Raw genomic sequence first — 21,220 nt, 5'->3', positions numbered from 1 at the left:
GTCACCAGCAGCGACAACCGCATCGACGGCGATGTGTTGAATGTTGCGGCGACGGCGGCCTTCGGCGACAAGAACGCGGCCAGTGGCAAGGCTGTTTCGGTCAGCGGCGTGACCTTGTCGGGTGCGGATGCGGGCAACTACACGCTGGCGTCGAGCACGGCTTCGACGTCCGCCGCCATCACGGCCCTTGAACTGAGTGCCAGCTTTGCCGGCGTCAACAAGACCTATAACGGCACCACGGCGGCCAGCGTCACCAGCAGCGACAATCGCATCGGTGGCGATGTGTTGAAAGTTGTGGCTACTGCGGTTTTTGGCGACAAGAATGCGGCCAGCGGTAAAGCGGTCGTGGTCAGCGATGTGCGCCTGTCGGGTGCCGATGCGGGCAACTACACGCTGGCATCGACCACCGGATCGACGACGGCGGATATCACGGCGCGCGCGCTCAATCTGCGCTATAGCGGCGGTGACAGGGTCTACGACGGCACGCGCAGCGCCAGCGTCAGCCTCGGCGACGACCGCCTCGACGGCGATATCCTGAGCGTCGCCGTCCAGGCAAGCTTCGCGGACAAGAACGTCGGTGTCAACAAGCCGGTATCGCTGAGCGGTGTCGCGCTGGGCGGCGCGGACGCTGGCAATTATCGCGTGGTAACGCCAGCCGGTTTGCTGGCCACCATCACGCCGGCGGCATTGTCCCTGAGCGCCGTGAGCGCCAGCAACAAGGTGTATGACGGCACGCAAACGGCCAGCGTCAGCGGCACGCTGGGCGGCGTCATCGCCCAGGATGCCGTCAGCCTGACGGGTGGCAGCGGCGTTTTCGCCGACAAGAACGCCGGCGCCGGCAAAGTCGTCACGGCCAGCGGTTTCCGCCTGGCCGGTAGCGATGCCGGGAACTATACCTTGAGCAACACTGGCGGCGTGACCCAGGCCGATATTGCGCAACGCGCACTGTCAACGTGGACCGGCCCGGCTGGCGGCTTGTGGAGCGACGCGGCCAACTGGGAAAACGGCGTGGCGCCGGATGCGTCGAACGTGCTGGCTGCCACCGCCGCAGCCGGCAGTGGCAGCATTATTTACGATGCGGCCGCTGGCGACACGGTGTTGGGCACCATCAACTTTGGCCGTGGCCTGAACCTGAGCGGCGGCAGCTTGCGCATCGGCCAGGCGACGACCGACAGCGCGTCCGTGCGCGACTTGCAGATCAGCGGCGGCAAGCTGGCACTGACGGGCGCTCTGGCAGTGGCCAATTATGCGCAAACCGGCGGCGCGCTGGACGGCAGCGGCAGCCTGGCAGTGAGCAACAGCTTCAGCCAGAGCGCCGGCAGCATCGCGCTGGGCGGCGCGCTGGCGGCCAGCCAGGCCAGCGGCGACCTGCTCTTCGCCAGCCTGGCGGCGCAAAGCATCAGCCTGAGCGCGCCTGGCGGCGCCATCGCGCAGAGCGGCGCCGTGGTGACTGACAGCCTGACGACCCAGTCGCAAAGCGGCGCGACGCTGAACAACAAGGGCAACCTGGTTGCCAGCTTCACGGCCAGCAATAGCGGCGCCGGCGGCATCGCGCTGACCAGCACGACGGCGTCTGGCCAGCTGCTGCTGGGTAGCCTGGGTACCGGTTCGGGCAATATCGTCATCGAGAATATTGGCGGCATCGAAACCCACGCCATCAACGCCAACGGCGGCAATGTGTCGGTGACGGCGCACGGCCCGGTCATGGTACGCGGCGTCATCCAGGGCAATGACGTGACCGTCACGGCCGGCGCCGATATCACGCTCGAAGGCGCGGCGGCCGTGCGTGCAGCGCGCGCGTTGGCGCTCGACGCGAACGCTTCGATCGCACTCAATGGTACGTCGGCGCTGGAAGCGGGCGCCGCCGGCAGCATGAGTCTGCTGGCCCGCACCGGCAATATCAGCGCCGTCAGCGGCGTACGGATTGACAGCCACGGTGCGCCGTTGACGCTGCGCGCGCCGCTGGGCAGCGTGCAGATGCCGTCGTCGGTATTTGCCAGCGGCACGCTGCCGGTCATCAATGGCGTAGCGACGACCACGCCCACCAGCCCGGTAGTCATTGTCGCTGTGCGCGAGGCAATCAACCTCATCAATACGTCCTTACAAATCCCCAATCCGACGCCCAATGGCAGCTTCAGTAATGTTGAACAGTTCGGGCAGTCCGTGACGAAAAGCGACAGCAACTCCACCACAGGAAGCAAAAAAGATGACTCCATTAAAAAGACTTACTGCAACTAATTCGCTGCTGTCGCTGGGACTGGCGTGCCTGGGCATGCAGACTTGCGCTGCGCAAGTGGCCGGCACGGTGATGCAGCTGAGCGGGCCGCTGATGGTCAAGAAGCCGGACGGCAAGGTCAAGATCCTGGCCTTGCAGTCACGGGTCGAGTCGGGCGACACGATGGTGACGGAGAAAAACACCTATGCCTTGGTGAAATTTATCGACGACAGCGAAATCACGCTCAAGCCGTCGACCACCTTCGTCATTGAACAGTTCAACTTTGAAGCAAGCCAGCCCGAGGCCGATCGTGCGTCGTTCAGCCATGGTGCATGGCGGCGTGCGTTCCCAGTCCGGCCTGCTGGGCAAACGCAACCGGGAAAAATTCGCCCTGAAAACGCCGGTCGCCACCATCGGCATCCATGGCACGTATTTCATCGCCGAGTATGTCCCGACGTTGTCGCCAGCGCCGGTCTCCCCGGGCGCGCAAGCCGGGGCCCCGTCGCTCGCGCCGGGCCTGTATGTGAATGTCCTCAACGGCCAGATCGCCGTGAAAAATAACGGCGGTTCGCTCGATTTGACGAGCGGCCAGTTTGGCTTTACTCCGAGCTTCACCTCGCCCCCACTGACCTTGCCGACCAATCCCGGCATCCCGTTTTCGGCGCCACCGTCTTTCACTTCGTTTCAGGCGAGCCCGGTCGTTGGCGCGACTGCCAATCAGGGCGCAGTCGAATGCGTCGTGCGTTAGTAAGCAGTCGCGCCAGGCGCCGACGACGCGATTGAACAGCCGGCGCCCGGCGACTGGTCAACCCAGCGGATCGACCACAAACGCCGGCATCTTCGTCTTGTCGCTGGCGCACGCCAGGAATTTGTCGGCCGTGTTCAAGGCTTCGTGGATGGTCACATCCATGTCGAGGTAGCGGTAGGTGCCCAGCCGGCCGACAAAGGTGACGTTTGCTTCATCCCGCGCGATGTTCACGTAGCGCTCCAGCTGCGCCTTGTCGCGCGCAAGGCGGATCGGGTAGTACGGAATATCGTTCTCTTCGCACTGGCGGCTGTATTCCTTGTACATGATCGTGCCTTCATGCTGCTCCCACGGCGAGAAATGCTTGTGCTCGGTGATGCGCGTGTACGGCTCGGCATTGTCGCAATAATTGACGACGGCATTGCCCTGGTAATCGCCCTGGTCGCGGAACACCTCGAAATCGAGCGTGCGGTAGGGCAGGCGGCCTTCGGTGTGCCTGAACCACGCGTCGATCGGGCCGGCATAGAACACGTGCTCGTAATCGGCCTTCGAGGCAGGGTCGAAGGGCGTCGACAGGTGGACGCTAATGCCCGGCACCTCGAACATTTTTTCCACCAGCGTGGTGTAGCCGTCCACCGGCATGCCCTGGTATTTGTGGTTGAAGTAATTGTCGTCGTAATTGAAGCGCACCGGCAGGCGTTTCAGAATGCTGGCCGGCAGTTCGCTGGGCGACAAACCCCATTGCTTGATCGTGTAGGTCTTGAAAAACGCTTCATACAATTCGCGCCCGACGAAGCGCAGCGCCTGGTCTTCGAACGTCAGCGGGTTCTCGATGGTCTTGTCGCCCAGCTCGGCCAGGAAGGCTTGTGCTTCGGCCGGACGGAAGGTCTTGCCGAAGAACTGGTTGATGGTCAGCAGATTGATCGGCAGCGTGTAGACGCGGTCGTTGGTAATCGCCTTGACGCGGTTCACGTACGGCTTGAATTCGCTGAAGCGGTTGACGAATTCCCACGCGCGCTCATTGTCGGTGTGAAAAATGTGCGGGCCATACACGTGCAGCATGACGCCCGTTTCTGCATCGCGTTCGGAGTGGCAATTGCCGGCCACGTGGGGGCGGGTCTCGAAAACCTCGACCGTATAGCCGGCGTGTGCCAGCTGGTTGGCGATGACGGCGCCGGAGAAACCGGCGCCGACAATGGCGATACTCTTTTTCATCTGGTGTCCTGTCTCATCATCGTTGTTGACGCGCGGAACCTACTCGTGGTTACCGCAGATCAGACGATTGTAAGTCGTACATTAATTGCAACTCTGTACGTTAGAACACGGAAACGCGGTCGCGCTTGCGCCAGAAAAATCAGTTCTTGAGGGTGCGTTCGAACAACTGGTTGATGCGACGGTATTCGTCGTACCAGCTCTCCGGCTGCACGAAACCGTGGCGTTCGAGCGGATAGCTGGCCAGTTCCCAGTTGTCCTTTTTCAGCTCGATGAGACGCTGCGACATGCGCACAGAGTCCTGGTAGAACACGTTGTCGTCGATCATGCCGTGCGCGATCAGCAGGTGGCCCTTCAAATTTTCCGCGAACTCGATCGGCGACGATACCTTATAGGCTTCCGGATCGACGTCCGGCGTGTTCAGAATATTCGCCGTGTACTCGTGGTTGTAGGTGGTCCAGTCCGATACCGGGCGCAACGCCGCGCCGGATTTGAACACGTCCGGCGCGCGCATCAGTCCCATGAAGGTCATGAAACCGCCATAGCTGCCACCGTAAATGCCGACGTTTTTCGCGTCGCCCTGGTGATTGGCCACCATCCAGTTCACGCCGTCGAGGTAGTCGTCCAGTTCGGGATGGCCCATCTGGCGGTAAATTGCGGTACGCCATTTGGCGCCATAGCCTTTCGACGCGCGGTAGTCCATGTCCAGCACGATGTAGCCTTGCTGCACCAGCAGGTTATGGAACATCTGCTCGCGGAAATACACCGGATAACGCTTCGTGACGTTTTGCAGGTAGCCGGCGCCGTGCACGAACATGACCACCGGGTATTTTTTGGACGCATTCATTTGTGCCGGCCGATACAGCTTGGCCCAGATGGGGCCGGCGCCATGGGTCGACGGCACGGCGACAATTTCCGGCTGCACCCAGCTGCGCGCCTTGAATGCTGCACTGCGGGTATCGGTCAGTTTCACGGTCGTCCCGCCGCGCACGGCCACGGTCGCCAGTTGCGACGGCATGTAGGCTGACGAATACTGCACCAGCAATGTCGACTGGTCGGGCGAGACGGCGAAGCGTTCGACGCCGCCGTCGAATGCGGTGACTTCTTTGGTGGCGCCGTCTTTGATCGACGCCGCGCACACTTCATACACGCCCGGGGTGGCGCGATTGCACAGCATGTATGCGGTGCTGCCGTCGCTCGACCAGGTGATGTCGGACGCTTCCCAGTTGCCAGTGGTAAGCGCGCGCTGGTGGCCGTCGTTCAAGGTGTACAGCTGCGAGTAACCGGTTTCTTCGGACAGGAACCACAGGGTGTTGTTGTCCGGCAGCCAGCCGAACTCGCTGTTGTCGTAATTGACCCAGGCCACATCCGTCAGGCGGTGCGCCGCCTTCAGTTTGGCCGCGGCCAGATCGACGGTGGCGATCCAGCGGTCCTTGTTGTCGATCGAGCGCAGCATGACGGCTGCCTGCGTACCGTTCGCGTTCCAGTGGATGCCGTCGCCGTCGTCGGCGATGCGCAGCGGGCGGTTGCCTTTGATTGCATCGAGTTTTTGCGCGCTGCGCATGGCGGCCAGCGGGTCGGTCGTGATGCCGGGCAGGGTGTCGAACGGCACGTCCACCACTTTATTGGTGCGCAGGTCGATCAGTTTCAGCAGGTTCGGGGTCGGCATGTTGCGACCGACGCGGGTGCGCTGGTCGTCGAATTCTTCGTATCCCGATTCGGTCACGTAGCGCGGCATCTTGCCGATGCGGCCCTTTTCGCTGCCTTTCGGCGCGGTGACCACCAGCAGGTAGCGGCCATCGGGCGAGAGCACGCTGCTGTCGATGACGATCTTGTCGCCCAGGTAAATTGGCAGTGGCGCGCGCGATGCGTCGGCGCTGCGTTCCTGCTCGGCCTTGGCGCGGTTGGCGTCACGATCGTCTTTCTGGCGCTTCAAGGTGGTGATCAAACGCAGCTGCAGCGTGCGCATCGAATCGTCATCCGGCGCGGCAGCCGGATCTTTGCTGGCGCGCAGCAGGGCCACGGGCGCGTTGATACGATCAAGACGGTTCCAGCTGTACCAGTCGGCGCCGCTGCGGTATTGCACCTTGCTGCCGTCGCTGGAGAACTGGACGTTGGCGACGCCGGCCATGCCGCGCGAAATTTGGATCAGGGCGCCGCTTTTCAGATCGCGTTCAAACAGGTCGCCATTTCTCAGGAACAGGCTGCGCGTGCGCTCGCGGTTATAGATGACGGCGGCGCTGTCGAGCGTGCCGAGCTCCGCGTCGGCCACGATGCGCGGCGTGACCCCGGCCTGGTAGGTGTCGCGCAGTGGCGAGCCGATGCGCTTTTGACGGTAAAAAACCTGTTTGCTGTCCCAGCGCCACCAGGCCTGCTCGGCGGGTGTGCCGATCCAGTCGGGATTGGCCATGGCCTGGTCGAGGGTAATCGGGGTGGCGGGCGTGGCGGCATGTGCCGGCAAAGTGGACAACGCGCTCAGCGCGGTAAGCAAGGTCAGGACAGGAAGTCGCATCGGAGAGGAAGTGAGGGGTCTGGAAACGGAAAATGCCTTCGTCGCAAGATATTGCGAGAAGGCATTCTAGCGCAGGCGACCCTGACCGGGGACTGCTGATACAAGCGCGCAATATATGCGCGCAGGCGTCAGTTTATGCTGCGGTTGCGGCGTTGTTTTTGCCCGAACGTGGGAAAAACATGATGATGCGGGCGGCCATGACGGCGATGGCGATGGCGATGGAGACGTATTCGACGGTGTTCATGATTTATCCTCTCGAGGCAATGAAACGTAATTCGGTGGAAAGACTAGGGGAGTGTTGCTGGTGCTGGTTCGCAAGCGAAAACAATTCCTCCAGGGCGAACTGACGGGCGCGGGAGCTCAGGGCCACTGGAATGACAGGATCGGCAACCGTGAATTCACGGGCCTGGGCTGCGTAAAGGGCGCTGGAGAAATTGCCCAGCGCCCGGCGCAGGTTGGCAAATTGTTGCAGCAGGCTGTTCTGTGGTGCGCTGTTGATTGTTGCGGTGTTCATGTGTTCCTCGGATGAATACTGTGTTGATGCAGCGCAGTATAAATACGTTTAAGCCATAAAGAAAATTTTGATTTGTGATGTAGGCGATACGAATTGTGAATATCAATTGACTTCCCTTTCGATACCATCGATACGCCAAACATATATCTCTAGAGAAATTTATTCGGCGATAACTTTTCATGTGGCAAGCAGTTTTCCGCACGGACAAGACTGTTAGTCGCCTCGATTGCACGGCTACCTTTCGCTCAAATATCACGAATACAACAAATCACATTGATGTATTAATTCTCCAGATCTATACTGCCCGTTCTGCATACAGTCCTGGCTGCTGCCTACTGTGCGCTTCTCCTCACCGCCCGACATTCCATGCCCATTCCATCCTGCGCGCCTCCTACCCTGGGTTCCAACCAGATCGGCATGCGCGAATTCAATGAGCGGGTCGTGCTGCAGGCCATCCGGCTGCACGGCAGCCTGCCGAAGGCGGAGGTGGCGCGGCTGACGCTCCTGAGTACGCAGACGGTGTCGGTGATCGTCAACCGCCTGCTCGACGAAGGCCTGGTATGCAAGCTCGATTCTCTGCGGGGCAAAGTCGGCCAGCCGTCGCAGCCGATTGCACTGGCGCCGGACGGAGCGTTTTCGATCGGCATCCAGATTGGCAGACGCAAGCTCGACGTGATGCTGCTCGACTTTGCCGGCGCCACCCGCTACCACGCCTGCATCGCCTACGGCACGCCAGACGTCGACGCCGTGTTTGCAGAAATCGCGCGCCAGCTGCAGAAGATGGAAACCCTGCTGGGCGCGGACTTGCCGCGCCTGACCGGCATCGGGCTGGCCGCACCGCTGATGTTCGGTGGCTGGCAACAACTGGTGCACATGTCGCCCCAGGATGCCGACGCCTGGACCCGCACCAGCATGCGCGAGCGCCTGCAGCGCCTGACACGCCTGCCGGTGGAATTTGCCAAGGACACCGCCGCTGCCTGCGTGGCCGAACTGGTAGCCGGGCGTGGGGGCAGCCTGAGAAGTTATCTGTACCTGTTCGTCGACACGCTGGTCGGCGGCGCGCTGGTGATCGACGGCCAGCCGCACAGCGGCGTGTATGGCAATGCCGGCGCAGTCGGCTCGATGCCGCTGGCGCTGGCAGGCCCGGCGCGGCCGCCGCAATTGCTGGGCGTGGCTTCGCTGGTGACGCTTGAACAGATGTACGCCGCAGCCGGCCTGACCGTGCTGGGGCCGCTCGATGAGCGCATGTTGCAGGGGGCATGGCTGGCGGTCACCGAGCGCTGGCTGCGCGACGCGGCCGGCGCGCTGGCGTTTGCCATCAACGGGTCCGCCTGCCTGCTCGACCTCGATGGCGTGATCGTCGACGGGGCCATGCATGCGGCCTTGCTGGTGCGTTTGCTGGAGGCGGTGCGCACGGCGATGGGGCGTTACAGCTGGGAAGGGGTCATGAAGCCGACCCTGCAACAGGGCGCGATCGGGGTCGATGCCAAGGTGACTGGCGCCGCGTATTTGCCCTTGCACGCCAACTTCGCGCCTGCGCATGCGCTGTTTTTGAAGCTGGCGTAGCGCGCGCGCGCCCCCGCAGGATTTCCGGCGGCCTGTTCAATGCCGCATGGCACTCATCTTGCTTATACAGATGCATGAAATCACCCCCCCGCAAGCTGCGCATTGTCGTCGTGAATACCGTCGTCCTGCCCGACGACGAAGGCGACGCCGCGCTTGCCGCGCAGGCCCAGCGCGGCGCTGACCTGCGCATCGGCCTGCTGGAATCGGGCTACGACATCGTCGCGTCGCTCCCTGCCGACTTCTTCCTGCCCGAGCGCATCGCCCAGCTGGCGCCCGACATGATCATCGTCGACAGCGAATCGGACGCGCGCGACGTCCTCGAACACATCGTCATCGCCACCCGCGACGCGCGCCGCCCCATCGTCCTGTTCACCGACGACCAGTCGACGTCGAGCATGGATGCGGCCATGGCGGCCGGCGTGTCGGCCTATATCGTGGCCGGCTTGCAGCCGGCGCGCATCAAACCGGTGCTCGACGTGGCCCTGGCACGCTTCAAACGCGAGCAGGTGCTGCTCGACGAACTGAGCGAAACGCGCCAGAAGCTCCAGGAGCGCAAGGTGATCGAGCGTGCCAAGGGCCTGCTGATGCGGCGCGGCGAGCTGAGCGAAGAACAAGCCTACGCGCGCCTGCGCGCCATGGCCATGAACAAAAACCTGAAATTGGCGGATGTCGCCCAACGTATTGTGGACGTGGAAGACCTGCTCGGTTAAGCGCGCAGGTGGAGAAGAGCATGACAATTCAAGGTAATGTTGGCACTGCCGCCAAGCCGGAAAAAAAAACGGTACGGGTAGGCTTTTTGCCGCTGACCGATTGCGCCCCGCTGGTAATGGCGTCGGTGCTGGGCTTCGATGAAAAGTACGGCATCAAGATCGTGATGAGCCGCGAGCATTCGTGGTCCGGCCTGCGCGACCGCCTCACCAGCGGCTCGCTCGACGCCGGCCACGTGCTGTATGGCCTGATGTATGGCGTGCAGATGGGCGTCGGCTGCGCGGCGCAGAAGATGGCGGTGTTGATGAACATGAGCCAGAACGGCCAGTCGATCACGCTCTCGCGCGCGCTCGCGCAGGCGGGCGCCATCGACGGTCCGGGCCTGGCGAAGGTGATGCAGGCGGAGCCGCGCCGCTACACGTTCGCCCAGACCTTCCCGACCGGTAACCACGCCATGTGGCTCAATTACTGGCTGGCCGCAGCCGGCATCGATCCGCTCAACGACTGCGCCATGGTGACCGTGCCGCCGACCCAGATGGCCGCCAACCTGGGTGCCGGTCACATGGACGGCTTTTGCGCCGGCGAGCCATGGGGCGAGCGCGCCGCCGCCGACCGCTTCGGCGTGACGGTCGCCACCAGCCAGCAAATTTGGCGCGACCACCCGGGCAAGGTGCTTGGCTCGAGCGCCGCGTTCGTCGAAGAGTGTCCGAACACGGCGCGCGCGCTGATCGCGGCCATTCTCGACGCGTGCCGCTGGATCGATGCCTCGCTGACCAACCGCCAGGCCACCACGGAAGTCATCGCCAGCCCGGCGTTCGTGAATGCGGGCCGCGAAGTGATCGAGCCGCGCCTGCTGGGCTTTTACGACAATGGCTTTGGAAAGCGTTGGAAGGATCCGCACTGCCTGCGTTTCCATGCCCACGGCGCGGCCAACTACCCCTACCTGTCGGACGGGATGTGGTTCCTGACCCAGCAGCGCCGTTGGGGCCTGCTGAAAAGCGGTCCGGATTACCTGGCCGTGGCCACCGAGGTCAATCGCATCGCCCTGTACCGTGAAGCGGCCGAGATGGCCGGCGTGGCCTCACCGCGCGCCACGCTGAGATCGAGCACCTTGATGGACGGCAAGGTCTGGGACGGCACCGATCCGGCTGGCTACGCGGCCTCGTTCGCCATTTCTGCACTGGCCTGACGCGCACGGCGCATCATTTTCGCGCACGGCGCACCGCAAGCTTGCGTGACGATGGCGGTGGCGCCCCTGGCGGCATCTGGCACGGCGCTTGCATAGACTAACTTGCAGGATCAACGGCGATCCGCAACCAATTCAGCTGTCCCAACGACGGGGCGGCACAAGGACAACGGCGTCCGCTCGACTCAGCTATCAAGCTTTGGAGGGCGGACGCTTTTTGCGTTTTATCGTATTCCTGACCTCGGGACTATCATGGCCACCAAAGCTGACAAGATCGCACTGTTCACCTTCAACACGCCGCAAATGCGCGCCTTCCACCTGACCTGGATGGCGTTCTTCGTCTGTTTCTTTGCCTGGTTCGCCTGCGCGCCGCTGATGCCGGTCATCAAAGGCGAATTCGGCCTGTCGATGGCGCAGATCGCCAACATCAATATTGCCGCCGTCGCCATCACCATTCTCGTGCGCTTGCTCGTCGGCCCGCTGTGCGACCGCTACGGCCCGCGCAAAACCTACACGGGCTTGCTGGCCATCGGCGCCATCCCCGTCATTGGCGTGGCCTTCGCGCACAGCTACGAAACCTTCCTCATGTTCCGCCTCGGGATCGGCGCGGCCGGGGCCAGCTTCGTCATCACCCAGTACCACACCTCCGTCATGTTCGCGCCAAAAGTGGTGGGGACGGCCAACGCGGCGGCGGCCGGCTGGGGCAATGCCGGCGGCGGCGCCGCGCAGGCGCTGATGCCGCTGCTGATGGGCGCCGTGATCATGCTGGGCGTGTCGGAAACGCTGGGCTGGCGCGTGGCGCTGCTGATGCCGGGCGTGCTGATGCTGATCATGGCCGTGGTCTACTATAAATATACGCAGGATTGCCCGGACGGGAATTACGATGCCATGCGCGCGGCCGGCATCCCGATCGAGGGTGGCAAGAAAGGTGGCTGGGACAGTTTCAAGACCGCGTCCGCGAATTACCGGACCTGGCTGCTGTTCGTCACCTACGGCGCCTGCTTCGGCATCGAGCTGTTTATCCATAACATCGCCGCCGTGTATTACGTCGACCACTTCGGCCTGTCGCTGAAAGCGGCCGGGTTTGCGGCCGGCAGTTTCGGCCTGCTGGCGCTGTTTGCCCGCGCCCTGGGTGGCTGGCTGTCCGACAAAGGCGCCGCGCGCGGCACGCTCAACACCCGCGTTACGCTGCTGTTCGTGCTGATGATTGGCGAGGGTCTCGGCCTGCTGTGGTTCGCCCACGCCGGCAGCGTGACGTTCGCCATCATCGCCATGCTTAGTTTTGGCCTGTGCACCCACATGGCCTGCGGCGCGACCTATGCCCTGGTGCCGTTCATCGACAGCAAGGCGCTGGGCGGCGTGGCCGGCATCGTCGGCGCAGGCGGCAACGTCGGCGCCGTGCTGGCCGGCTTCCTGATGAAGGGGAACGGCAGCATCCAGACCACGCTGACCATCCTCAGCGCGCTGGTGGTCGCTTCCAGCATGTGCGCAATCGCCGTGCGCTTCACGGTCGCGGCGGACAACACCACGGCGCCGGCGGCAGCATGAAAATCGTCGTCATCGGCCACGGCATGGTGGGCCACAAATTCGTCGAGTCCGTGCAGAATGCGCCCAGGATCGACGTCACGGTCCTGTGCGAAGAGCCGCGGCCGGCCTACGACCGCGTGCACCTGTCCGAATTTTTTGCCGGTAAGTCTGCGCAAGATCTGTCGCTGGTGACGCCGGGCTTTTTCGACCGCGCCCACCTCGATTTGCGTCTGAACGCGAAGGCGCAGGCCGTCGACCTTGCTGCCAAAAACGTGACTCTCGTTGATGGCGCCGTGATCGATTACGACAAGCTGGTGTTCGCCACCGGCTCCTATCCCTTCGTGCCGCCGTTGCCGGGCAAGGACCGCAAGGACTGCTTCGTCTATCGCACCATCGAAGACCTGGAAGCGATGCGTGAGTGCGGTGCCCGCTCGAAGACGGGTGTCGTCATCGGCGGCGGCTTGCTCGGTCTCGAATGCGCCAAGGCGCTGCGCGACCTGGGACTGGCGACGCACGTGGTCGAATTCGCGCCGCGCCTGATGGCGGTGCAGGTCGACGACGGCGGCGCGCGCACCTTGCGCGCGAAGATCGAGGAACTGGGCGTGACGGCACACGTGAGCAAAAGCACGACGGCGATTGTCGATGGCGAGACAGCCACGCACCGCATGCTGTTCGCCGACGGCACCTTCCTGGAAACCGACATGATCGTGTTCTCGGCCGGGATCCGTCCACGCGACGAGCTGGCCCGTTCCTGCGGCCTGGCGCTCGGCCCGCGCGGCGGCGTCGCCATCGACAGCCAGTGCGTCACCAGCGACCCGGACGTGTTTGCCATCGGCGAATGCGCCGCGTGGAATGGCCAGGTGTACGGTCTGGTCGCACCGGGCTACGACATGGCGCGCACAGTGGCGCGCATCCTCACCGGCGGCGAAGGCGCGTTCACGGGCGCGGACATGAGCACCAAACTGAAACTGATGGGGGTCGACGTCGCCAGCATCGGCGACCCGCACGCCAGCGCACCGGGTGCGCGCAGCTACCAGTTCGTCGATGAGCGCAAGCAGGTCTACAAGAAGCTGGTGGTTTCAAACTGCGGCACGCAGTTGCTGGGCGCCGTGCTGGTGGGCGACGCCAGCGAATACGGCACGCTGTTGCAGATGATGTTGAATAAAATTGCGCTGCCCGCGTCACCGGAGTTTCTCATTTTGCCTTCGTCCGACGGCAAGGCGCGTCCGGCGCTGGGCGTCGATGCGCTACCGGATACTGCGCAGATCTGCTCCTGCAACGATGTCTCGAAAGGTGCCTTGTGCGCGGCGGTGGCCGGTGGCGCCACGTCGATCGGTGCACTGAAAAGCTGCACGGGCGCCGGCACGGCCTGCGGCGGCTGCGTCGCGCTGGTCACGCAGGTGATGAAAGCGGAGATGACGAAACAGGGTCTCGAAGTGAACAACCACCTGTGTGAACACTTCGCTTACTCGCGCCAGGAACTGTACGACCTGGTGCGCGTGAACCGCATTACCACCTTCGGCGCGCTGCTGGCCGGCCACGGCAAGGGCCTTGGCTGCGATGTGTGCAAGCCGGTCGCGGCGAACATCCTGGCCTCGACCTGGAACGATTTCGTGTTAAAGCCGGAGCACGCAAGCCTGCAGGACTCGAACGATTATTTTCTGGGGAATATCCAGAAGGATGGCAGTTATTCCGTCGTGCCGCGCATGCCGGGCGGGGAAGTGACGGCCGACGGCCTGATCGCCGTGGGCATGGTCGCCAAAAAATATGGCCTGTACACCAAGATCACGGGCGGCGCGCGGGTTGACCTGTTCGGCGCGCGCGTGGAGCAGTTGCCGCTGATCTGGGAAGAGCTGATCGCGGCCGGCTTCGAATCGGGCCATGCCTACGGCAAATCGCTGCGCACCGTGAAATCCTGCGTCGGCTCGACCTGGTGCCGTTACGGCGTCGCGGACTCCATGGGTTTCGCCATCGCCCTGGAGAACCGTTACAAGGGCCTGCGCACGCCCCATAAAATCAAGTTCGGCGTGTCCGGCTGCACGCGCGAGTGCGCCGAAGCGCAGGGCAAGGATGTCGGCCTGATCGCCACCGAAAAAGGCTGGAACCTGTACGTGTGCGGCAATGGCGGCATGAAGCCGCGCCACGCGGAACTGCTGGCCACCGAACTCGATGAGGCGGCGGCGGTGCGGCTGATCGACCGCTTCCTGATGTTTTATGTGCGCACCGCCGACCGCCTGCAGCGCACCAGCACCTGGCGCGACAACCTCGAAGGCGGCCTCGATTACCTGAAACAGGTGGTGGTCAAGGACAGCCTGGGCGTCGGCGCGCAGTTGGATGTGGAGATGCAGCACGTGGTCGACACCTATGCATGCGAGTGGAAAAACGCAGTGGAAGACCCGGCCACGCGCAAGCGCTTCCGCCATTTCGTCAACAGCGACAAGCTGGACGACAAGGTCGTGTTTGAAGCCGAGCGCGGGCAAATTCGCCCGGCCCGACGCACGATTCCGATTGTTCGCGCGGCCTGAGGAGATGAGCATGGAATGGACCCTGGTGTGCCCGTTGGACGATATCGTGCCTGACACGGGCGTGTGCGCCTTGCTGGGAAACGAGCAAGTGGCCGTGTTTCGGGTCGGCGTTGATGCCGTGTTCGCGATCGGGAATGTCGACCCGCATTCGCGCGCCGCAGTACTGTCGCGCGGCCTGGTCGGCAGCATCGGCGAGCGCATCGTGGTGGCGTCGCCGCTCTACAAGCAGCATTTCGACCTGCAGAGCGGCGCATGCATCGAATCAGGCGCGCATTCGGTCGCTTGCTACCGCGCCCGCGTGATGGACGGCCAGGTCTGGATTTCGAGGTGACGCAAATGCGGAAACCGAAGCAATCGCTGGTCGTCGTCGGCAACGGCATGGCCGGCATGCGCACGGTGGAAGAGCTGTTGACACTCGAGCGCGACCTGTACGACATCACCGTGTTCGGGGCCGAACCGCACGGCAATTACAACCGTATCATGCTCTCGCCGCTGCTGGCCGGAGACAAGCAGGTCGAGGACATCATGCTGCATACGCGCCAGTGGTATGCCGACAACGGCATCGTGCTGCACGCCGGCGACCCGATCGTGAAAATCGACCGCCGGCGCCGTTTCGTCCATTCGCAGAAAGGGCTGGAAGTGCCGTACGACCGCCTGCTGCTGGCCACCGGTTCGTCGCCGTTCATCATTCCGGTGCCTGGCCACACCTTGCCCGGCGTGGTCGGTTTTCGCGATCTGGCCGATGTGGCCACGATGCTGGCCGCCGCCATTCCCGGCGCGCAGGCGGTCGTCATCGGCGGCGGCCTGCTGGGACTGGAGGCGGCCAACGCGCTGCAGCGGCGCGGCATGCATGTCACTGTGGTCCACGCCAGCGCCTGCCTGATGAACCAACAGCTCGACCCGCCCGCGGCGGCGCTGCTGAAAACCGCGCTGGAAGACAAGGGACTGCACTTTCGCATGGACACACAGACCACGCACATCCTTGGCCGCAAGCGCGTCGAGGGCGTGGCATTCGCCGATGGCAGCGGGTTGCCGGCGGCGCTGGTCGTCATGGCCGCCGGCGTGCGCCCGAACATCGCGCTGGCGCAGTCGGCCGGCCTGCATTGTGAGCGGGCCATCGTGGTCGACGACACGCTGCAGACTTACGATCCGCGGGTCTACGCGGTGGGCGAATGTGTGCAGCATCGCAGCAGCACCTTCGGCCTGGTGGCGCCGCTGTGGGACCAGGCGCGCGTCTGCGCCGGCCACCTGGCTGGCGCCGGCCACCGGCGCTATGTGCAGCGCGCCACGCCGACCAAGCTGAAAGTGACTGGCGTCGACCTGTACTCGGTGGGCGACTTCATCGGCGGGGAGGGCAGTGAAGACCTGGTGCTGCGCGACCGCCGCAGCGGCATCTATAAACGGCTGGTGCTCAAGGGCGACTGCGTGACCGGCGCCGTACTGTATGGCGACGTGCGCGATGGTCCGTGGTATTTTGATCTGATCCAGCAGAAAACCGACATTCGCACGCTGCGCCACGGTTTGCTGTTCGGCGAAGCGCATTGCAAGCACGGAGAAGCCGCATGACCTTAGCAGTACGCACTACCTGTCCCTATTGCGGCGTTGGCTGCGGCGTGAAGGCCACGCCCTTGGCTGACGGTTCAGTGGCCATCGCGGGCGACGAGGCGCACCCCGCCAGCCGTGGCCTGCTGTGCGTGAAGGGCGCCGCGCTGGGCGAGACGCTCAGCCTGGACGGGCGCGTGCTGGCGCCAGCGATGCGCGTCAACGGCGTGCTGGTCGACACCAGCTGGGACGAGGCGCTGGCGCGGGTCGCCACCACGTTCACGGACATCATCGCCGCACACGGCCCCGATGCGGTCGCGTTCTACGTCTCCGGCCAGCTGCTCACCGAAGACTATTACATCGCCAACAAGCTGATGAAGGGCTACATCGGCAGCGCCAATATCGACACCAATTCGCGCCTGTGCATGTCGTCGTCGGTGGCCGGCCACAAGCGCGCGTTCGGCGAAGACATCGTGCCCGGCTGCTACGAAGATTTCGAGCTGGCCGACCTGGTGGTTCTGGTCGGCTCCAACACGGCCTGGTGCCACCCGACGCTGTTCCAGCGCATCCTGCGCGCGCGTGAACAACGCCCGCACATGAAAATCGTCGTCATCGATCCGCGCCGCACCGCCAGTTGCGAGCTGGCCGACCTGCATCTGCCCATCAAGCCTGGCACCGACGTCTGGCTGTTCAACGGCCTGCTGCACTTTCTCGCGCGCGAAGGGGCGCAGGACGTCGACTTCATCCACGCGCACACCAACGGGCGCGACGCCTCTTTGGCGGCCAGCGGCGACTGCGCCGATCCCCTGTTCGTGGCGGCCGCCTGCCATGTCGACCCCCAGCAGCTGCTGGCGTTTTACCGCATGTTCAGCGCGACGGAAAAGGTCGTGACCGCGTATTCGCAGGGCGTGAACCAGTCATCCAGCGGCTCCGACAAGGTCAACAGCATCATCAATTGCCACCTGCTCACTAGCCGCATCGGCCGCCCCGGCATGGGGCCGTTTTCGCTGACCGGCCAGCCGAACGCGATGGGCGGGCGCGAAGTGGGCGGCCTGGCGAATATGCTGGCCGCGCACATGGAGCTCGACAATGCCGCGCACCGCGACACGGTGCAATCGTTCTGGGATTCTCCACGGGTCGCCAATCAACCTGGACTGAAAGCGGTTGACCTGTTCCAGGCAATCGAAGCCGGTACCGTGAAAGCGGTGTGGATCATTGCCACCAACCCGGTGGTCAGCCTGCCCGATGCCGACCAGGTCAAGCGCGCGCTGGCTCGCTGCGATCTGGTGGTGGTCTCCGACATCGTCTCTGGCACCGACACCAATGCGTATGCCGATGTGCTGTTGCCGGCCCTGGGCTGGGGCGAGAAGGATGGCACGGTGACTAACTCGGAGCGTTGCATCTCGCGCCAGCGCGCCTTTCTGCCGGCGCCCGGGTCGGCCCGGGCTGACTGGCAGGTGCTGTGCGAGGTGGCCCGCCGCATGGGATTCGACGGTTTCGATTTCGAGGATGCCGCTGCCATCTTCGACGAACACGCGCGATTGTCGACCTGGAACAACTGGGGGACGAACGGTCACGGAACCCCGCGCGTCTTCACGCTGGCCGGTCTGGATGGCATGACGCCGCAAGCCTGGGACGCGCTCGAACCTGTGCAGTGGCCGCTTGGCGCGCCACGCCTGTTCGGCGACGGCGTGTTTGCCCACCCGGACGGCAAGGCGCGCTTCATCCCCACCGTGCCGCGCCTGCCGGTTCACGCGACGACTGACGACTATCCGCTGGCGCTCAACACCGGCCGTGTTCGCGACCAATGGCACACGATGACGCGCACCGGCAAATCGCCGCGCCTGGCCAGCCACGTGCAGGAACCCTTCATCGATCTGCATCCGCAGGACGCGCTGCTGCATGGCGTGCGCGCGGGCGAGCTGGCGCGCGTGACGAGCGCATGGGGCCAGATGGTGGCGCGCGTCCAGCACGGCGGGGGCATGGCCCGTGGCGCTGTCTTCATCCCGATCCACTGGAGCGGGCAGACCGCGTCCGATGCGCGCGTGGGTGCCGTGGTCAGCCCGGCGGTCGATCCGGTATCGGGCGAGCCGGAATTCAAGCACACGCCGGTGCGCATCGAACCGTTCGGCGTGCGCTGGCATGGGTTTATTTTGAGCCGCCGCGTGCTCGAGCTGGACAGCGTCGCCAGCTGGACCAGAATCCAGGGGACGCAGTTCGTTCGTTATGAACTGGCCGGACGCAACGTGATCGGGAACGCCACCGAATGGTCGCGCGCACTGCTGGGCATCGACGATGACGACGCCGACTGGCTCGACTACGAAGACAAGGGCGGCCGCAGCTATCGCGCGGCCCACCTCGTCGATGGCGTCATCGATGCGTGCATCTTCATCGCGCCGAGCGCCGACCTGCCGGCGCGCGCGTGGCTGGCCAGCCTGTTCGAAGCAGGCGTCCTGTCGACGCCGCAGCGCATGGGATTGTTGGCGGGACGTTCGCCGGAACCAGTCGCCGACGTCGGTCCGACGGTGTGCTCATGTTTTGGGGTGGGCCGCAACACGATCTGCGCGGCCATCAAACAGCATGGCCTGATCGACGTGGCGGGCGTCACCGCATGCGTCAAAGCCGGCGGCAATTGCGGTTCGTGCGTGCCCGAGATTCGCCAGTTGCTGTCCGATCAGGCTGCCGGCTCGATTCAGCGCAGCACCGGCAACTCGATATAACTTTGCGTATTGCCCGCATGGTGGATGACGTTGTCCGCAACCACACCCACCTTCTCGCTCTCGTTCGGCCCACCGGTGTTCAGGTTGCGCACGAATTTGGGGAAATTCGATGACGTCACTTCGACCCGGATCCGGTGGCCCACGCCGAACCGGTTGGCCGTCGTCATCGGGGTCGGACGGATGGTCGCCACTTCGCCGGGCGCCAGCATGACCGGCTGGTCGTAGCCGTTGCGGTAGCGCGCGCGGAAAATCGTGTCGGCGATGATCCACGCGGTGCCGTCCGGCGCCACATCGACCAGCTTGACGGCAAAATCGGTGTCCTTCGCGCTGGACGACACCTTCAGCACCGCGTCGACAAAGCCGACCACGTCGACCGCCTTGGTCAGCGCGTCGGTGCTGTAGACCAGCACGTCGCCGCGCGCTTCGATCGGGCGTTGGTCAAACGCGCCCGGGATCACGACGCCGCCGTTGCAGCAGTCGCCGCCGCCGATCGTCTGCACCGGGTTCATCGGATCGTAGCGATAGCGGTCCGGCGCTTCGTTCGCCGGCGCCGCTTCGGCGAAGAGGCGGCCGTCGCCGTTGAGGGTATTTGCTTTGCCGCCCGAGCGCAGGTACAGGCGCAGCGGCTGGACGTTTTTCGGTGGCCACTGCTCGGCGCTTTGCCATCGATTCGCGCCCATCAGGTAGTAGCGCACGCGCGCCGTCGAGGCCGGAAACGCCTTGCCGTCACCTTTGAGCCAGCGGTCGAACCAGCTGTAGACTGCGCCATCGACGTCGAAGGTGGTGTCACCCATATCGCGTTCGCCGACCTTGGTGTCCGGTCCCAGGCGCGAATAGGCGCAGTGCGGCACCGGCGCCACCACGGCGTACTGGTTGGCGCTGGCGACCTTGTCCGTGTTCGCGGCGCGCGCCAGGTTGAACAGCTCCATGTTCGGGCCGATCGACACGTCGTACCAGGTATTGAACCACAGCGCCGGCACGCTCCAGCCCATGCCCTCGTGGTACAGGCCACCCTGGTTCCAGGCCGGATCGGCAGGCGTGCGGTCGATGAACTGCTCGAAGGTGCCGGCCGGTTCGCCCAGCGAGGAGAGCATCTGGTTCACCGGCAGGTGTTTCAGTTGCCGGTTCCAGTCCACCTTCGGTTTCGTTGCATCGAGGTCGTTGTAGCTTTCGAGCCGCGCGCGCATTTTTTCGTCGGTGACGGACGCTGGCAATTGTGCGCGCAGTGGGTTGTCGACGCCGTACAGCCAGACGAAGAACAGGTTGCGCGGCACGCCGCCGGTGTACCAGTTGCCCTGCTCCTGGAAGCGGCCCACTTTGCCGATGCCGGCGCCGGCCGACATTGGCACCATGGCCGCGTGGGCCGGATGCTTCATGCCCGCGAGCGCGAGTTGCCACTCTGCCGACGACGAGCAGCCCAGCGTGCCGACTTTCTCGTTCGACCACGGTTGCGCGGCGATCCAGCTCAGGGTGTCGTAGCCGTCGGTTTGCGGCTTGCCGAGGATTTCAAATTTCCCTTGCGAGAAATAGCGCCCGCGCTCGTTCTGGACGATGAAGATATAACCGCGTTTTACCGATTCGAGCACATAGCGCATGGTCGGGCCGCGCAGCTTCTGTTCGTTGTATGGCGTCTTCCACAGGATGGTCGGCAGGCGGCCGGTGGCATTCTTCGGTGTGTAGACATCGGTCGCCAGCGCCACGCCATCGCGCATCGGGACCATGATGCCGCGCCGCGCTGTCGCAATGCTGGCCAGCTCTTTATCCTGTGCCTCCGGGCTGTATTTGGCGTAATCCTGTGCGAATGCGGTGGACGCCGGGCTGGCGAGGAGGGCGATGGCGGAGAAAATGGCGCTGGTCAGCGGGGATAAACGAGGCATCGGCGTGGGTCCTGGCAGGCTGGTCGGTAAGCCGGTGAGCATACACCAGCCGAGGGTGTCATGATCGTGTGCGATGAAGCTTTTTGGGGGAGCCGGGAATCGGGGCCTTGCACAGTGGCCGGGCATCGCCACGGCCGCAGCACTGCGGCAGCACTTGCAGGCCATCGCGCCGGTCGAAGAGTATGTCTTCTGGCATGGCGACCTGGTCGACAGCAATGTGTTCTTCGATAGGGAGACGATCTCTATTCCATTGACGTGGGGCGGGGCGGCAGGGCAGATCGGTGGCTCGATAGCTGTAGCGACTCGTGGGATCATGTACCCATCCGCAGTTGGCCACTCTTCAAGGCCAGGCACGTTTTGCGTACACTGCT

The 21,220-nt window shown here is 64.0% G+C and carries 14 protein-coding genes and 1 pseudogene; 11 read left to right on the top strand and 4 right to left on the bottom strand.

Translation table 11 applies throughout. The annotated features are described in order from the left end of the window. Both V6M87_RS26255 and V6M87_RS26250 read left to right on the top strand, forming a co-directional pair. The coding region (locus tag V6M87_RS26255) for a YDG domain-containing protein (RefSeq protein WP_332879631.1) at positions 1 to 2,238 on the top strand (2,238 nt) is incomplete at its 5' end. A 287-nt stretch (positions 2,239 to 2,525) separates the two neighbouring features. Next, complete coding sequence (locus V6M87_RS26250; RefSeq protein ID WP_332879630.1) at positions 2,526 to 2,963, top strand: hypothetical protein; 438 nt, start codon at positions 2,526 to 2,528, stop codon at positions 2,961 to 2,963. Between the two features lie 57 nt (positions 2,964 to 3,020). On the opposite strand, the gene glf is transcribed toward V6M87_RS26250, so the two are convergent. The 3 genes from glf to V6M87_RS26235 all read right to left on the bottom strand — a co-directional run bounded on the left by glf (position 3,021) and on the right by V6M87_RS26235 (position 7,198). Further along, on the bottom strand, positions 3,021 to 4,175 hold the full coding sequence (gene glf / locus V6M87_RS26245) for a UDP-galactopyranose mutase (protein ID WP_332879629.1): 1,155 nt from the start codon (positions 4,173 to 4,175) through the stop codon (positions 3,021 to 3,023). Positions 4,176 to 4,314: 139 nt separating this feature from the next. Continuing rightward, entirely contained in the window at positions 4,315 to 6,684 is a 2,370-nt protein-coding gene (locus V6M87_RS26240; protein ID WP_332879628.1) for a S9 family peptidase, read from the bottom strand. Positions 6,685 to 6,931: 247 nt separating this feature from the next. Beyond that, positions 6,932 to 7,198, bottom strand: coding sequence for a hypothetical protein (locus tag V6M87_RS26235; RefSeq protein WP_332879627.1), 267 nt, complete (start codon positions 7,196 to 7,198; stop codon positions 6,932 to 6,934). A gap of 366 nt (positions 7,199 to 7,564) precedes the next feature. Here V6M87_RS26235 and V6M87_RS26230 point away from each other — a divergent pair, with 366 nt between their 5' ends. From V6M87_RS26230 to V6M87_RS26195, 8 genes are all read left to right on the top strand, one after another. Beyond that, positions 7,565 to 8,764: an ROK family transcriptional regulator gene (locus V6M87_RS26230; protein WP_332879626.1), complete on the top strand. Its 1,200-nt coding sequence runs from the start codon at positions 7,565 to 7,567 to the stop codon at positions 8,762 to 8,764. Between the two features lie 74 nt (positions 8,765 to 8,838). Next, on the top strand, positions 8,839 to 9,474 hold the full coding sequence (locus tag V6M87_RS26225; RefSeq protein WP_332879625.1) for an ANTAR domain-containing response regulator: 636 nt from the start codon (positions 8,839 to 8,841) through the stop codon (positions 9,472 to 9,474). A gap of 20 nt (positions 9,475 to 9,494) precedes the next feature. Further along, on the top strand, positions 9,495 to 10,661 hold the full coding sequence (locus V6M87_RS26220) for a CmpA/NrtA family ABC transporter substrate-binding protein (protein WP_332879624.1): 1,167 nt from the start codon (positions 9,495 to 9,497) through the stop codon (positions 10,659 to 10,661). Positions 10,662 to 10,910: 249 nt separating this feature from the next. Beyond that, positions 10,911 to 12,206 carry an MFS transporter gene (locus tag V6M87_RS26215; RefSeq protein WP_332879623.1) on the top strand — a complete coding sequence of 432 codons (1,296 nt, stop codon included), beginning with the start codon at positions 10,911 to 10,913 and terminating at the stop codon, positions 12,204 to 12,206. Beyond that, a complete protein-coding gene (gene nirB, locus V6M87_RS26210) occupies positions 12,203 to 14,710 on the top strand; it encodes a nitrite reductase large subunit NirB (RefSeq protein ID WP_332879622.1) in 2,508 nt (835 codons plus the stop codon). The genes V6M87_RS26215 and nirB overlap by 4 nt, the downstream gene beginning before the upstream one ends. 10 nt (positions 14,711 to 14,720) lie before the next feature. Next, positions 14,721 to 15,041, top strand: a complete 321-nt coding sequence (nirD, locus tag V6M87_RS26205) for a nitrite reductase small subunit NirD (RefSeq protein WP_332879621.1) — start codon at positions 14,721 to 14,723, stop codon at positions 15,039 to 15,041. A 5-nt stretch (positions 15,042 to 15,046) separates the two neighbouring features. Further along, positions 15,047 to 16,276 carry an NAD(P)/FAD-dependent oxidoreductase gene (locus V6M87_RS26200; RefSeq protein ID WP_332879620.1) on the top strand — a complete coding sequence of 410 codons (1,230 nt, stop codon included), beginning with the start codon at positions 15,047 to 15,049 and terminating at the stop codon, positions 16,274 to 16,276. After that, entirely contained in the window at positions 16,273 to 18,972 is a 2,700-nt protein-coding gene (locus V6M87_RS26195) for a molybdopterin-dependent oxidoreductase (protein WP_332879619.1), read from the top strand. Before V6M87_RS26200 ends, V6M87_RS26195 begins: the two co-directional genes overlap by 4 nt. Here V6M87_RS26195 and V6M87_RS26190 read toward each other — a convergent pair. Then, positions 18,945 to 20,849 carry a CocE/NonD family hydrolase gene (locus V6M87_RS26190; protein ID WP_332879618.1) on the bottom strand — a complete coding sequence of 635 codons (1,905 nt, stop codon included), beginning with the start codon at positions 20,847 to 20,849 and terminating at the stop codon, positions 18,945 to 18,947. The genes V6M87_RS26195 and V6M87_RS26190 overlap by 28 nt on opposite strands. Before the next feature lie 73 nt (positions 20,850 to 20,922). On the opposite strand from V6M87_RS26190, the pseudogene V6M87_RS26185 reads away from it, so the two are divergent. After that, positions 20,923 to 21,220, top strand: a pseudogene (locus tag V6M87_RS26185) (hypothetical protein); the annotation flags it as partial.

The organism is Massilia sp. S19_KUP03_FR1 (assembly GCF_036688685.1).
Classification (GTDB): Bacteria; Pseudomonadota; Gammaproteobacteria; order Burkholderiales; family Burkholderiaceae_D; genus JALYUM01.
Note: the sequence above shows the minus strand (reverse complement) of the source record. Positions and strands in the feature narration are given on the sequence as shown.